Consider the following 13,504-nt stretch of genomic DNA (forward strand, 5'->3'; position numbering starts at 1 on the left):
AGGCCATGGTCTGTCTCACTCTGCTGGGTCCGGTGGACACACCGGATGACGCGGGTGTGTCCCGACCGCAGTTCGGCACCCCTCGCCTCCGCTGTCTGCTCGCCGCCCTGGCATTGCGCGCGAATGCGGTGGCCGATGTGGACTGGCTGACCGACATCCTGTGGGCCGACGCGCCGCCGGCCACCCCGGAGTCGGCCCTGCACAACCTCGTCTTCCGACTACGAACCACCTTGCGGCGACGTCAGGTCGACGGCCGTCTGCGAGTCGTCACGACCGCGCCCGGGTACACGCTCCTCGTCGATCGGACCGATGTCGACGCACTGCTCTTCGACGACACCGTGGCACGGGCCGTCGCCGTCGTGGATGTGGAGCCCCAGCTGGCTGTCGATCTGCTCGACCAGGCCGAGAGTCTGTGGCATGGAACGCCATACGGCGAGTTCGCCGACTGTGCCTGGGCGCAGCCGGAGGTCGGGGCGCTCCTCGAACGGCGTGTCCTGGCCGCGGAGACAGCTGCCGATGCCCTGGTCACCCTCGGCCGTCCGGAAGACGCCTATGTCCGGTTGCTGCCCTTCGCCGATGATCATCCCTATCGCGAGGGGCTCCACCTCAGGGTCATGGCGGCGTTGTGGCGGACGGATCGCGCGGCCGAGGCGCTCGATGCCTACCAACGGTTGCATCGACGCCTCGCGGAGGACCTCGGCACGGACCCGGCCCCGTCGGTCCGCGAACTGCATGCCCGCATCCTCGACGGGGCCCCGCCGCCGCGCCGCGTCCGCGGGGATCGGCGGCCGGCCGGAACAGTCGCGGTACCACATACCGAAATCGGCGCGGCGAGCCATGATTCGGGCCAGCTGATAGGCCGGGATGCCGACCTGACGGGCCTGACGGCAACCGTGCGGGGACGCGGGGTCTTCACGGTCCTCGGCCCCGGTGGTGTCGGCAAGACGGCGCTTGTCCGGCACCATGTCCGGTCGGCGAGTGACCGTCCCGTCTGGTTCGCCGAACTGGCAGCGGTCGCGAGCCGCGACGCGGTGGTGCACCTGGTGGCTTCGGCGACGGGCCTGTCGATGCGTCGCGATGTCGCGGCCCTGGACGCACTCACCGGCGCGCTGACCGGTCGACGCGGACTGCTCGTGCTCGACAATTGTGAGCACGTCCTCGAGGCAGCGGTCGAACTCGTTGTCGCGCTGCAGGATCGGTGCCCAGATGTCACGGTGCTCGCGACCTCGCGGGTGCCGCTGGGAATTGCCGCCGAACAGATCATCTCCCTTGATCCACTTCCGGTGCCGGACGTGGATGCGGCGCCCGCCGCCATCGAGTCGTCGGATGCCGTCCGGCTGTTCTGTGTCCGTGCCCGGGCACGCGATCCACGCTTCGAGCTGAACGAAGCAACGGCGCCGGCGATCGCGGAGATCTGCCGACGGCTCGACGGCCTGCCGCTCGGCGTCGAGCTCGCGGCGACGAAGGCGCGCGCGATACCGCCGGCAGTGCTCGTCGACCGACTGCACTGGCGTTTCCGGGTCCTGCGCGGTCCGCGCGGGATCGCGCCCCGGCACCGGAGCCTGCACGCACTCGTCGACTGGTCCTATGGACTGCTGAGCGACTCGGCGCGTGGTCTGTTCGACGTCCTCAGCATCTTCCCCTCCCGGTTCGGACTCGACGATGCGGAGTTCCTGGCCGCGGCGACGGGAGTGCTGGACCGCGAAGACGTGGCCGATGCGATGGCCGAACTGGTCGACGCGTGCATGGTGTCGGTCGATCCGGGGGGCTACCTCCTCTTGGAGACGTTGCGTGCCTTCGGTATCGATGCACTGGCGAGTCGGGACGCCCTCGACGGTGCGCGGTGTGCGCACACCGCGTGGGTCGCGGATTGGCTCGGTCCGTTGGGGTGCGAGGTCTACGGTCGCGGACACCTCGACGCCGCGCGCCTGATCGATGAACGGCTCGATGACGTGCGGCAGGCGATCGACCATGCGAGTGTTCACGATCCCGCTCTCGCCGACACGATCCTGCAGGGGTCGATCCCCTTCCTCGAACTGACCATGAGTCCGGAGGTCACCGCATGGGCGCGGATGCTCATCGACCGTCACGACGACTCGTCGCTCGGGTCCGCGGTGTGGGCGGTGTCGGCCGGCGGTGCCCGCTTCGACGGCGACCTGCCGACCGCGCGGCGGTGCACGCGCCGGGGCCTCGACGCCGGCCCAGACCCGTCGGTCCGCGTCTACCTCCACATGATGCTCGTGGACATCGGCCTGTTTCAGGGAGATCTCGACATTGCGCTCGACGACGCGCGGACGTTCCGCGAACTCGCACTGGCGGCCGGGATGCCGGGTGCGGCGCACATGGCCGACATCAGTGCACTGCTCATCCGCGCCTACCGCGGCGAGGACTCGTACCCGGCTGCGCGGTCCCTCGAGATCGCCTGTGCCACAGCGGGTGAAGACGTTGTCGCGGCCTGGTGTCGCTACGTGTCCGGCGAGTGTCTGCTCGACGCCGATCCCGGGCGGGCGCGGCAACTCCTCGAGGGTGCCATCGAGTCCGCGCGCCGGCACGGTGACCGGTATCTGCTCGGGGTGGCGATGGCGTCGCGGGCGTCGATCGAGGCCCGTTCCGGCGCAACCGACGCCGCCGCCCGGTCGTACGTGGAGGTGCTCGAGCATTTTCGGCAAGCGGGAAACTGGACGAATCAGTGGGTGACCCTGCGCTCGGTGATCGGCGTCCTGGTCGATCTCGGGCGGTGCGAACAGGCGTCTCTGATCCTCGGTGCCACCCGGCGAGCACACGAGGTGGCCGGGTCCGATCCGTTCGGGAACGACGTCGGGCGACTTGGTTCCGTCGAGAATCGAATCCGAGCCGCGCTGGGCGAGGCGGCGACGGACGATCTCGTCGCGACCGGTGCCGCCACGGCTCCGTCCGATGTCGTCGACGTCGCCGTCACCTCGTTGCGGGCCGGGCGCGCACCGGCGGGGTCAGGTCGTCAGCTCGTAGAAGCGGAAGAAGCTGAAGTCCTCGATGGGTAGGACCGTCACGCCCGCGTAACCCGCGTCGTGCGCGTACCGACGCAGCGTCGACGGTCGGAACACCGTGCCGGTGGCCGCAGACGGTGGTGAACTCATCGAGTCCGGCAGACACACCAGCAACGAGAACCCGTACATGATCTTGTCGAGATCGTCTGCGGGACCGTCGAACTCGTCGGATACGGCTTCGTCCATGACGATCAGCGAAGCTCCGGGCGCCAGTGCGCGCCGGACCGCGGCGAGGACCTCGACCGGCCGCGGCATGTCGTGTAGGCACTCGAACGCGAAGGCGGCGTCGAACGGGCCGTGCGCCGCGGCCTCGTCGCCGTCGGCGACGAGGAACGTCACGCGGTCGGTGACACCCGCCGCCTCGGCATGCGCACGGGCCATCCGTACCGACGCCTCGTCGACGTCGAGCCCGATGAAGGTGGCCTCCGGGTAGGCCCGCGCGAGTGCGATGGTCGAGTGGCCCGCTCCGAACCCGACGTCGGCGATCCGCGCCCCGGGCCGGGACAACCGCTCGTGCAGGGCTTCGACACCCGCCAGCGCGGGCGCGAGGCGTGCGTCGAACCAGGGCCGGTTGAGATCGGCCTGGCACTCTCGCGCGTCGGCGCCCAGGGTTTCCCAGCTCACGCCCCCACCGTTCCGGTAGGCATCGAGCAACTCCGGCAGATGGCGTGCCGACGCTGCGAACATGCGGGGGAGGGCGCCGAGGTACGACAGGCTGGTGGTGTCGGTGAGTACCTCGGCGACGCCCGGCGAGATCGCGAAGGTGTGCGGCCGGGTGGTCAGGTCCGCGTCGAGAATGCCGAAGGCGCTCTGCATCTCCAGCCATTCCCGGGCATAGCGTGCGTTGGTGTCGGTTCGTTCGGCCAACCCGTCGGCGGTGAGGGGTCCCGATTCGGCCAGGCATCGGTACCACCCGAGGCGCTCGCCGAGGTACACGCTCATGGTCTCGGCGGTGGCGAGCGTCGAACCGAAGAGTCGTTCGGCGAACTCGTCGGCGCTCGGTGCTGGTCGGTCGGTGGAGGATCTCAGTGTTTCGGTCATGCCCAGATCATCGGGCCGTGGGCTCTCAAGTCACTCTCATCGTGATCTCGGAGTTCTTCACCCGGTGCCGGTGGGACGCGCTCGTCGCCGTGGCGACGACGTGGGTCACAACCTTCGACGACCCCGGGTCCGAAGACCCTGCTTGGGTAACCTGAGCGCCGTGGGCGACCAGACTTGCCGATGCGGTCACGACCGATCGGCTCACGAGCACTACCGGACGGGTACGGATTGCGCGCTCTGCGGCGAGCGGTCCTGCCCGCGGTTCCGTCCGGACTCCCGGCTTCGTCGGCTACTCGGCGCGTTGCCGGGCCGACGGGGGAACGGCGGCTCCTCCGTCTGACTCCGCAGCGCGATCAGCAGGCCCGCCCCGCGAGCACGACGTCGGTTCCCGCATCTGGGTCCCAGCGTCGCAGTGCGGTGAACTCGCCGACGATCTCGGCGCGGATGTCGAGGATGTCGAAGGCGCGGACGAGCTGTTCGGCGTCCATCCGCCGCGCGAGGGTGACGTGCGGGGTCCACTGCCCGGGAACGGTGTGCGCGAATGGCATTCGGCGACCATCGGTCGAGGCTGTCGGCGTGTCGGCCGGCTCGGGGTCGACGAACTCGGCGGACAGTCGCGAGACCTGGGCGTGGACCGACAGTAGTTCGCTCGACGGCACCACGAGCCGCGCGAGCGTGGATCGTCGACCGCCGCCGAAGACGATCGGAGCGCCGAGCCGCATGCCCACCGGCAGGCGCATGGCGACTGCGGCCAGTGCCGCATCGGCGTTCCCGTCGATCCGGGACGCGGCCACCAGCGTCACGTGGGGCCGATTCGTCGGCGACGCGACGCGACCCTGATGGGGGAGTCCGGCTGCGGCGAGGGCGTCCCATTCGGCCCGAACCTGCTGGTCGGACGAGTCGTCGAGGAGGAGTTCGAGTGAGTGCGCCACGTGGGGATCGTCTCATTTCCCGCCGGGCCGCACGTCCTGGCGGCCTCGTGAGACGAGCCATTTGCCCAGCACAATGCCGCTGGAGTAGGCTTCTACACGCGCGTGTGCCCGATGACGCGCGGTTCGCACCTGCCCTGACCGGTGACAGGCCGGTCCAGGTGGTGTCGATCAACAGAGCTTTGCAGAATCGTACCTACTACACACCTGTCCGGAGCAACTCAACATATGTCGTCCCCCACGATCACCTCGCCGCAAGTAGCCGTCAATGACATCGGCACTGCCGAGGACTTTCTCGCCGCCATCGACTCCACGATCAAGTACTTCAACGATGGCGACATCGTGGAAGGCACCATCGTCAAGGTCGACCGGGACGAGGTTCTGCTCGACATCGGTTACAAGACCGAAGGCGTCATCCCTTCTCGCGAACTGTCGATCAAGCACGACGTCGACCCCAATGAGGTCGTCAACGTCGGTGACGAGGTCGAAGCCCTGGTCCTCACCAAGGAGGACAAAGAAGGCCGTCTGATCCTCTCCAAGAAGCGTGCGCAGTACGAGCGGGCTTGGGGCACCATCGAGGAGCTCAAGGAGAAGGACGAGGCCGTCAAGGGCACCGTCATCGAGGTCGTCAAGGGCGGCCTGATCCTGGACATCGGCCTGCGCGGCTTCCTCCCGGCATCGCTCGTGGAGATGCGCCGCGTCCGCGATCTGCAGCCGTACATCGGCAAGGAGATCGAGGCCAAGATCATCGAACTCGACAAGAACCGCAACAACGTGGTCCTGTCGCGTCGCGCATGGCTCGAGCAGACCCAGTCCGAGGTCCGCAGCGAGTTCCTGCACCAGCTGCAGAAGGGCCAGGTCCGCAAGGGCGTCGTGTCCTCGATCGTCAACTTCGGTGCGTTCGTCGATCTCGGCGGCGTCGACGGTCTGGTCCACGTCTCGGAGCTGTCCTGGAAGCACATCGATCACCCGTCCGAGGTCGTCGCCGTCGGCGACGAGGTCACCGTCGAGGTCCTCGACGTCGATCTGGACCGCGAGCGTGTGTCGCTGTCGCTCAAGGCAACTCAGGAAGATCCCTGGCGCCAGTTCGCCCGCACCCACGCCATCGGCCAGATCGTGCCGGGCAAGGTCACCAAGCTGGTGCCGTTCGGTGCGTTCGTCCGGGTCGACGAGGGCATCGAGGGTCTGGTCCACATCTCCGAGCTGGCCGAGCGCCACGTCGAGGTGCCGGATCAGGTCGTCGCCGTCGGTGACGACGCGATGGTCAAGGTCATCGACATCGACCTGGAGCGTCGTCGGATCTCGCTGAGCCTGAAGCAGGCCAACGAGGACTACACCGAGGAGTTCGACCCCTCGAAGTACGGCATGGCCGACAGCTACGACGAGCAGGGCAACTACATCTTCCCCGAGGGCTTCGACGCCGAGACCAACGAGTGGCTCGAAGGCTTCGAGAAGCAGCGTGAGGCATGGGAGGCCCGGTACGCCGAGGCCGAGCGTCGCCACAAGATGCACACCGCCCAGATGGAGAAGTTCGCCGCTGCTGCCGCCGAGGCCGCCAACGCCCCGACCGACTACTCGTCGGCGTCGGAGAGCCGTGGCGGATCGTCGTCGAGCAGCAGCTCGACCGGCGGATCGTCGGCCGGCGGTTCGCTGGCCAGCGACGAGCAGCTCGCCGCACTGCGTGAGAAGCTGTCGGGCAACGCCTGACACGCCTCGCTCACCGAGCACGATGAAGAAGCCCTTCCGGGAAACCGGGAGGGCTTCTCTCGTCTGGTGCCGACGGTCAGTCGGGCGCCCCGGTGCGACGCCGAGCACTCCAGTAGTCCCGGGCGTCGAAAGTCGTCAGGGCCGCCCACCGCAGCGGCATCTGGCGCGGTGGTCCATCGGCGTGGTCCGCGCCACGGGCGACTCCGCTGAGCCGTGCCTCGAAGTCGCGTAGGCGGAGGGCCAGCGAGGGCTCCCGATCGACGGCCGCGGCGAGGGCATAGAGCGTGGCGAGGATGTGCAGGCACCGGTCGCCGCGGGCGCGGCAGGAGCAGTCGGCGACCTCGAGAACCGGTGACGACCACGACGCCGCTTCGACGAGGCGACGGTGCATGTCGTCGGTCGGTTCGGTGGACTCGCCGAGCACCTCCCGCAGCGTCGTCGCGGTCGCCGGGGACATGGCATCGAACTCGAGATGTGCCATCGACGCCTCGCCGCCACGCTGCACCAGACCGCTGACCGAACGTCCGTCGACGGTGAGCGTGACGCCGCCGTTGCGGGCGACACTGCGGGCTCGTGGTGCCGAGGCGTTGGGGCCACGCGCCGAGATCGGCTCGGCGAGCCGGACGATCTCGGCGCCCCAGCGGGTGAACCCGAATTCGGCAGGAGTGCTGGTCATCGCGCCTCCCGGTGACGCCGCAGGATGTCCATCAACCGCTCGTCGTCGAGGCCGGTCAGCTCGGTGAGAGCGGACGTGTCGTCCGCGTGCGCGCCGAGCGCGGACTTGCGCCGGTGCAGGCGATCGATGTGCTCTTCGAGGGATGTGGCCGAGGTGAGGGTGGTGATCGTGACGGGACGTTCCTGGCCGATTCGGTGCACGCGGTCGGACGCCTGGGCCTCGACTGCCGGGTTCCACCAGCGGTCGAAGTGGATGACGTCGCAGGCGCGCGTGAGGGTGAGTCCGACGCCGCCCGCCTTGAGGCTCATGACCATCAGCCCGGGGCCATCGCCCGACTGGAAGGCGGCGACGAGTTCGTCGCGACGGCTTGCGGAGAAACCGCCGTGGAAGAACGGTGCCTCGACCGCCAGTTGTTCGGCGAAGTGCCGGACGAGGAGTTCACCGGTTTCCCGGTACTGGGTGAAGACGAGCGTGGGGGAGCCGGTACGCAGGTTGTCACTGAGGATCTCTGTGCACACGTCGAGCTTGCCCGAGCGTCCCGCGAGCACCCGGGTGTCGCCGGTGACGAGGCCGGGATGGTTGCAGATCTGCTTGAGCCGGGTGAGTGTGGCGAGAATCCGTCCGTGTCTTTCGAATCCGTCGCCGAAGCCGGTGTCTTCCAGGCGCGCGAGGTGAGCGTCGTAGAGCTGCGCCTGTTCGTCGGTCAGATCGACGAGCACCGGATTGGCGATCTTCGGCGGCAGCGCCGACGCCACGCGGGACTTGGTGCGCGCCAACATCACCGGCGCGACCGCCACCCGAAGTCGTCGCAGCGCGCCGGCGTCGCCGTCGTCCACGGCTTTGGTGAAGCGCCGCCGGAACACCGCCCGGTGAGGAAACAATGCGGGCGCGACGACCCGGAGAATCGCCCAGAGGTCGTCGAGACTGTTCTCGATGGGAGTGCCGGTCAACGCGACGTGAGTCCGGGCGTCGACGGTGCGCGCCGCGCGTGACACCTGGGTGCGCGGGTTCTTCAGGGCCTGCGCCTCGTCGAACACGGCTGTGGCCCAGTCGAATCGACGTAGATCGGCGATGCTCAGTCGCAGTCTCCCGTAGGAGATCACGGTGATCGAACCGGGCCCGTCCGGCGCGTGCTCGAGGGGGCCGGTGTACACCTTCAGATCGGGCGCGAAGCGGGCCACCTCGTGACTCCAATTGGTCACGAGGCTGGTCGGGCAGACGATGAGCTGTGGTCCCTCGTGCGCCCGAAGCGTCAGCAGTCCGATCGCCTGGACGGTCTTGCCCAGTCCCATCTCGTCGGCCAGCACGGCACCGCCGGTGACCTCCGCGGTCCGGGCCAGCCAGGCGACACCCCGAATCTGATACGGCCGCAGGCGGGCTCGCAGAGTGTCTCGCAGTATGTCCTCGGCGGCGAGACACTCCTGCAGCGCTGTACGGGCGAAGTCCGCAGTCGTCATCGCCGTTCCGGTGGGATCGATCTCGGCGTGTGCGGCGAGCGGCAATGGTGTCGCGGAGTCGCCGGCGAGTATGCGCCGCCAGGCCTCGACCGACTCAGCGACTCGGCTCGGATCACCCGCGTCGCACGCGGCCAGGAGTGCCGGGGGGTCGACGAGTTCGCAGCGGACGTCGCGAACGACGAGGTCGCGGCCGTCAGGGACCGCGAGACGGCAGGTGTCCGATAGGTTTCCGGCGTCGGACTGGTGGGAAGACCAGAGCGCGAACTGGTGCAGGTCCGGCAGATACGTGGCCTGAGTGGGCAGTGGACGCTCCTCTTGGTACGGTGTACGGAGTTATTACTCAGTACACCGTACGGGAAAGGCATCGCCGTGTCGACCGCAGATGATGCACGCACGCTGGTCCGACTGCTCTGGCGGGCCGAGGCCGGAGATGACGGTCCGCGGCGGGGGCCGCGGCAGCGGGTGTCGGTCGACGACATCGTGACGGCGGCGATCGACCTCGCGGACGAGCGCGGGCTCGGTGCCGTCTCGATGCGCGCCCTGGCCGCCGAACTCGGCGTCGGGCCGATGAGTCTGTACACCTACGTGCCGACGCGTGACGTGCTGGTGGCGCTCATGATCGATCACGTGACAGCACGGACTCCGATGCCAGCGCCGGCACCGACCGTCGTCGAGTCCCTGGCGGAAGTCGCGCGCGCGCTGCGTGCCGAGTGTCTCGACCACCCATGGCTGCTGGCGGCCTCGCCGTGGGGCCAGGTGCTGGGCCCGCACCGCCTGGCCCGGTACGAGCGGCAGCTCGAACTGCTCGAGGCGACCGACATCTCGGATGTGCAGCGGGACCACATCATCGCACTGCTCGGTGCTTTCGTGGCCGGCAACGCCCGCGAGGCGGTCGGGGAGCGGACGGCCGCCGAGGAATCCGGGATGAGCGACGCGCGATGGTGGGAGATCGTCGGTCCTGAACTCGCGGCGGTCATCCCCGATGGTGCGTACCCCCTGTCGGATCGGGTCGGCAGTGCGGTCGGAGAGATCCATCAGGCGCCCGGCGCCCCCGATGACGCCTTCGAATTCGGACTCGCCCGCGTGCTCGACGGGTTGCGGCCGTTGCTGGCCTGATGCCGGGGTGTTCGCGAGGAGCGGCCGTTGCGGGCCACCACCATCCCATGCGTTGTTGACAATGATTTTCATATCCATGTTCACTGTTCGGGTGTTTGCACAACGGACAAAACTGACCCGCTCTCTCGCGTTTCTCACCGCCGCGTCATTCGCGCTCGTCGCTTGCGGGAGCGAGGATTCGAGCGAATCCGCGCCCGCCTCCAGCTCGGCCGCGGCCGTCGAGCAGCAGAGCGCCACGCCGCGCCTCGCGCTCAGCTACGACGGCGGCATCCTGGTCCTCGACGCAGAGTCGTTGGAGCAGGTCGCCGACCTCCCGATCGACGGCTTCATCCGACTCAACAGCGCCGACAACGGCCGCAATGTGTTCGTCTCGGAGTCGGACGGGTTCCGGGTTCTCGACATGGGTACCTGGACGCGTCAACACGGCGACCATGGTCACTACTACACGACGACACCGGCCCTCACCGACATGACGTTCGGCGGTGAAGAGCCGGGACACGTTGTGCCGCACGACTCCCGGGTCGCCCTCTTCACCGACGGCACGGGCCAGGTCGACATCGTCGAGCCCGCCGAGCTCCTGCGCGGCAACCCGGCGTCGACCTCGTTCACACTTCCCGAGCCGCACCACGGGGTCGCGGTGTTCCGTGAGGACGGTACGGTCGTCGTCACCGTCGGAAACGAGGACTCGCGCAGCGGGATTGCGATCCTCGACCCCGAGCGCAAGGAGATCGTGCGTAACGACCAGTGCCCGGGTGTGCACGGTGAGGCCGCCGGCGCCGACGGAGTCCTCGCTTTCGGTTGCGAGGACGGACTGCTCATCGTGAACGGGAACGACATCCGCAAGGTCGAGAGCCCCGACGAGTACGGCCGCATCGGCAACCAGGCCGGCAGCGAGGAGTCCCCGATCATCCTCGGCGACTACAAGTCCGATCCGGATGCCGAACTCGAACGGCCGACCCGGTTCTCGCTCACCGACACCCGCACCGGTCAGCTCCGGCTCGTCGATCTCGGCACCTCCTACAGCTTCCGGTCCATCGAGCGCGGTCCCGGCGGGTCCGCCGTGGTCTTGGGAACCGACGGTGCCCTACACGTCTTCGACGCCGACACTGCGGCCAAGACCGCCACGATCCCCGCCATCGGCGCATGGACCGAACCCGACGAGTGGCAGTCCCCGATGCCGAACGTCGTGGTGCAGGAGGGCATCGCCTACGTCAGTGACCCGGCGGCCAAGAAGATCGTCGCCGTCGATCTGAACAAGAACGAGAAGGTCGGCGAGGCGGACCTGCCGCACGAGACCATCGAACTGGCGGCCGTCACCGGCTAATCCATCAACCCGAGGAGACCTCGTCTCGACGTCGTGACCCGCTGAGGGTCATCGCGCGAGACGGGGTCTCTCGTGTCTGCGGGGGCCTTCCAACGTGTCGCAGACGGATTTGTCAGACTGGTGGGCGTGATCAGGCTTGGGCTGACCGGTGGCATCGGGGCCGGCAAATCGACTGTGGCAAAGACGTTCGTCGAGCGGGGCGCGTACATCATCGACGCGGACAAAGTCGCCCGGGAGGTGGTCGAGCCGGGATCCGAGGGTCTGGCTGCGCTCGTCGAGGCGTTCGGTCCGGACATCCTGACAGCCGACGGGAGTCTCGATCGTCCGGCTCTCGCGGCGAAGGCCTTCGTCGACGACGAGTCGAGGCTGACGCTCAACGGCATCACCCACCCGCTCATCGGGGCGCGGACTCAGGCCATGCTCGACGACGCACCGGCCGACGCGATTGTGGTGCAAGACATCCCGCTGCTGGTCGAGAACCACACGGCGCCGTTCTTCCATCTGGTCGTGATCGTGTTCGCCGAGGCCGACGTGCGGTTGCACCGGCTGACGACCATGCGGGGTGTTGCCGAGGCCGATGCCCGTGCCCGCATCGCCGCGCAGGCGACCGACGAGCAGCGTCGTGCCGTGGCCGACGTATGGCTGGACAACTCGGGCGCCCCCGAGGAACTGGCGGCATCGGCCGCCCGGGTCTGGGACGAGCGCCTCGTGCCGCTCGAGTTGAACGTCCGCGAGCGTCGCGTCGCCGAGTCGGTGCCCGGACTCGTGGCAGCAGAACCGAATCCCGATGGTCCGTCCGCGCGTCTGGTGAACCGATTGTGGGCGCTCGCCGGCGAACTGGCCACCGCGGTCGACATCGTCGACCCGGCGGCGGTCGAGTTGCGGGTGACCGCACGTGACGCCGGCGCCGCGGAGGGCTTGGCGGATCGTCTCGCCGACGGTGGATTCGCACCGGCCGGACCGGATCAGTACGGGTCCTGTGACCCGGGGCGGCCTGCCACGGTGCGGGTCGTCACACGCTGACCGGCGGTTGGCACAAAAACTGACTACAAACGTTACCAAAATCGGCACATGCCGCCCCGTCCGCTGCTAACTTGTGAGTCGCACGCCCCCGCGGTGGGGGTGGTCGCTGAGGACGAAGCCCAGGAGTGGAGCACAGCATGGTCGGTCGGGGAAGTCGGAGTCGCGCGCGGATTGCCAGTGGCGCAATAGCTTTTGGTGCAGTTGCGTGCGCAAGCGTGGCGCTGGCCGCGCCGGCGGAGGCGGCGCTGCAGGGCATCGCGGTGGACACTCTTCCGGGTTACGGCTCGTCGGCCAACGGCTCGTTCAACTACGGGGTGTACGGCGCGGGATGTTCCTACACACTGTCGGTTCTCGTCAGCGATCCGCGTTCGGCGAAGTCGAATCTGAAGGTCACCCTGGTGGGCGCCGGGCGCACGGTCACGATCTACGACCAGAAGCCCACGAGTGTCGAGATCCGGCCCAAGTGGCGGCCGTCGACGCCGGGCCGCTACCTGCTGAAGGCGACCCTCGATGGAGTCGAGAAGTCGAGGGCGGTCACGGTGGGCACCGGCGTCCAGCTCCCGGACTTCATCCGTAACGGATCCTGTTTCGTGCTACCGACGTACTGATCTACCGGCCTGGCCGTGGCGACGGTGGTCGTGGTCGCGAAAGGCCACCGCGCCACCCGCCGCGGCGTCGAGCCAGGCCTGTATGTCGTTGCCGTGTTCCGCCGCACCGACGAGTGCACGCGTGGCGATCTCGACGGCTTCGACGCACTGCGCGGTGTCGAGCAAACCGTCACGGTGGGCCTCGAGCAGCTCGTCGGTGTCGAGCAGCAGGGGAGGGGTGCCCGGCACGTCGACGAGATCGAGGTACCAGTCCTCGGCATGCCACCGGCCGTCGTCGTCGGGGCCGGCGAACCGGCCCACATCCAGGTACAGGCGCTGCCCTTCGCGGTAGCCGCCCTGGTAGTGGAAGATGTTGGCGCGCAACCCCAAAGCGGGTAGCAGCCATGACTCCAGGTGGTCGAATCTGGGGTGCCCGGGAGCGTGGCGCGACATGTACAGCCCGAAGTCGGTGACGCGATACTCCTCGACCTCCCGGACGAATCCCTTGTTGTCGGTGTTCGTCATCGCCGGGACGTCGAAGACCTCGCGTTTCGGCGGGTGCAGCGGGTGCGGTGCTGACCCGGGGTCGGCGGTGCGCCCGCCATCGCTCGTCATGCT

The 13,504-nt window shown here is 68.5% G+C and carries 11 protein-coding genes; 6 read left to right on the forward strand and 5 right to left on the reverse strand.

The window, feature by feature from the left end; all coding sequences use genetic code 11:
• Positions 1 to 5 precede the first annotated feature (5 nt).
• Entirely contained in the window at positions 6 to 3,020 is a 3,015-nt protein-coding gene (locus A9310_RS22060) for a BTAD domain-containing putative transcriptional regulator (protein WP_254661311.1), read from the forward strand.
• Here A9310_RS22060 and A9310_RS22065 read toward each other — a convergent pair.
• Positions 2,970 to 4,067 (reverse strand): trans-aconitate 2-methyltransferase, encoded by a 1,098-nt coding sequence (locus A9310_RS22065; protein WP_065632389.1) that lies wholly within the window; start codon positions 4,065 to 4,067, stop codon positions 2,970 to 2,972. The genes A9310_RS22060 and A9310_RS22065 overlap by 51 nt on opposite strands.
• A 353-nt stretch (positions 4,068 to 4,420) precedes the next feature.
• Positions 4,421 to 4,999, reverse strand: a complete 579-nt coding sequence (locus A9310_RS22070) for a 2'-5' RNA ligase family protein (protein WP_065632390.1) — start codon at positions 4,997 to 4,999, stop codon at positions 4,421 to 4,423.
• Positions 5,000 to 5,224: 225 nt separating this feature from the next.
• Between A9310_RS22070 and rpsA the strand changes: the two genes are divergently transcribed.
• On the forward strand, positions 5,225 to 6,703 hold the full coding sequence (gene rpsA, locus A9310_RS22075) for a 30S ribosomal protein S1 (RefSeq protein ID WP_058251851.1): 1,479 nt from the start codon (positions 5,225 to 5,227) through the stop codon (positions 6,701 to 6,703).
• 76 nt (positions 6,704 to 6,779) lie between these two features.
• Here rpsA and A9310_RS22080 read toward each other — a convergent pair whose 3' ends face one another.
• Together A9310_RS22080 and A9310_RS22085 are read right to left on the reverse strand one after the other, a co-directional pair.
• Complete coding sequence (locus A9310_RS22080) at positions 6,780 to 7,379, reverse strand: SWIM zinc finger family protein (RefSeq protein ID WP_065632391.1); 600 nt, start codon at positions 7,377 to 7,379, stop codon at positions 6,780 to 6,782.
• Entirely contained in the window at positions 7,376 to 8,836 is a 1,461-nt protein-coding gene (locus A9310_RS22085) for a DEAD/DEAH box helicase (RefSeq protein WP_368072725.1), read from the reverse strand. Before A9310_RS22085 ends, A9310_RS22080 begins: the two co-directional genes overlap by 4 nt.
• Positions 8,837 to 9,205: 369 nt before the next feature.
• Between A9310_RS22085 and A9310_RS22090 the strand changes: the two genes are divergently transcribed.
• The 4 genes from A9310_RS22090 to A9310_RS22105 all read left to right on the forward strand — a co-directional run bounded on the left by A9310_RS22090 (position 9,206) and on the right by A9310_RS22105 (position 12,907).
• On the forward strand, positions 9,206 to 9,952 hold the full coding sequence (locus A9310_RS22090) for a TetR/AcrR family transcriptional regulator (RefSeq protein ID WP_065632393.1): 747 nt from the start codon (positions 9,206 to 9,208) through the stop codon (positions 9,950 to 9,952).
• Positions 9,953 to 10,043: 91 nt separating this feature from the next.
• Positions 10,044 to 11,276, forward strand: a complete 1,233-nt coding sequence (aztD, locus tag A9310_RS22095; protein ID WP_065632414.1) for a zinc metallochaperone AztD — start codon at positions 10,044 to 10,046, stop codon at positions 11,274 to 11,276.
• A gap of 126 nt (positions 11,277 to 11,402) precedes the next feature.
• Positions 11,403 to 12,299 (forward strand): dephospho-CoA kinase, encoded by an 897-nt coding sequence (gene coaE, locus A9310_RS22100; RefSeq protein ID WP_065632415.1) that lies wholly within the window; start codon positions 11,403 to 11,405, stop codon positions 12,297 to 12,299.
• A gap of 137 nt (positions 12,300 to 12,436) precedes the next feature.
• Positions 12,437 to 12,907, forward strand: coding sequence for a hypothetical protein (locus A9310_RS22105; RefSeq protein ID WP_065632416.1), 471 nt, complete (start codon positions 12,437 to 12,439; stop codon positions 12,905 to 12,907).
• Here the strand turns inward: A9310_RS22105 and A9310_RS22110 are convergent.
• On the reverse strand, positions 12,893 to 13,501 hold the full coding sequence (locus A9310_RS22110; RefSeq protein WP_065632394.1) for a DUF402 domain-containing protein: 609 nt from the start codon (positions 13,499 to 13,501) through the stop codon (positions 12,893 to 12,895). The genes A9310_RS22105 and A9310_RS22110 overlap by 15 nt on opposite strands.
• Between the last annotated feature and the right edge of the window lie 3 nt (positions 13,502 to 13,504).

The sequence above is a fragment of the Gordonia sp. UCD-TK1 genome (assembly GCF_001691435.1).
Classification (GTDB): Bacteria; Actinomycetota; Actinomycetes; order Mycobacteriales; family Mycobacteriaceae; genus Gordonia; species Gordonia hongkongensis.

Excerpts from the sequence above, each read along its gene's own strand:
- A9310_RS22060 (WP_254661311.1), top strand. The coding sequence starts at position 6 with ATGGTCTGTCTCACTCTGCTGGGTCCGGTGGACACACCGGATGACGCG.
- A9310_RS22065 (WP_065632389.1), bottom strand. The coding sequence starts at position 4,067 with ATGACCGAAACACTGAGATCCTCCACCGACCGACCAGCACCGAGCGCC.
- rpsA (WP_058251851.1), top strand. The coding sequence starts at position 5,225 with ATGTCGTCCCCCACGATCACCTCGCCGCAAGTAGCCGTCAATGACATC.
- A9310_RS22080 (WP_065632391.1), bottom strand. The coding sequence starts at position 7,379 with ATGACCAGCACTCCTGCCGAATTCGGGTTCACCCGCTGGGGCGCCGAG.
- A9310_RS22085 (WP_368072725.1), bottom strand. The coding sequence starts at position 8,836 with ATGACGACTGCGGACTTCGCCCGTACAGCGCTGCAGGAGTGTCTCGCC.
- A9310_RS22105 (WP_065632416.1), top strand. The coding sequence starts at position 12,437 with ATGGTCGGTCGGGGAAGTCGGAGTCGCGCGCGGATTGCCAGTGGCGCA.
- A9310_RS22110 (WP_065632394.1), bottom strand. The coding sequence starts at position 13,501 with ATGACGAGCGATGGCGGGCGCACCGCCGACCCCGGGTCAGCACCGCAC.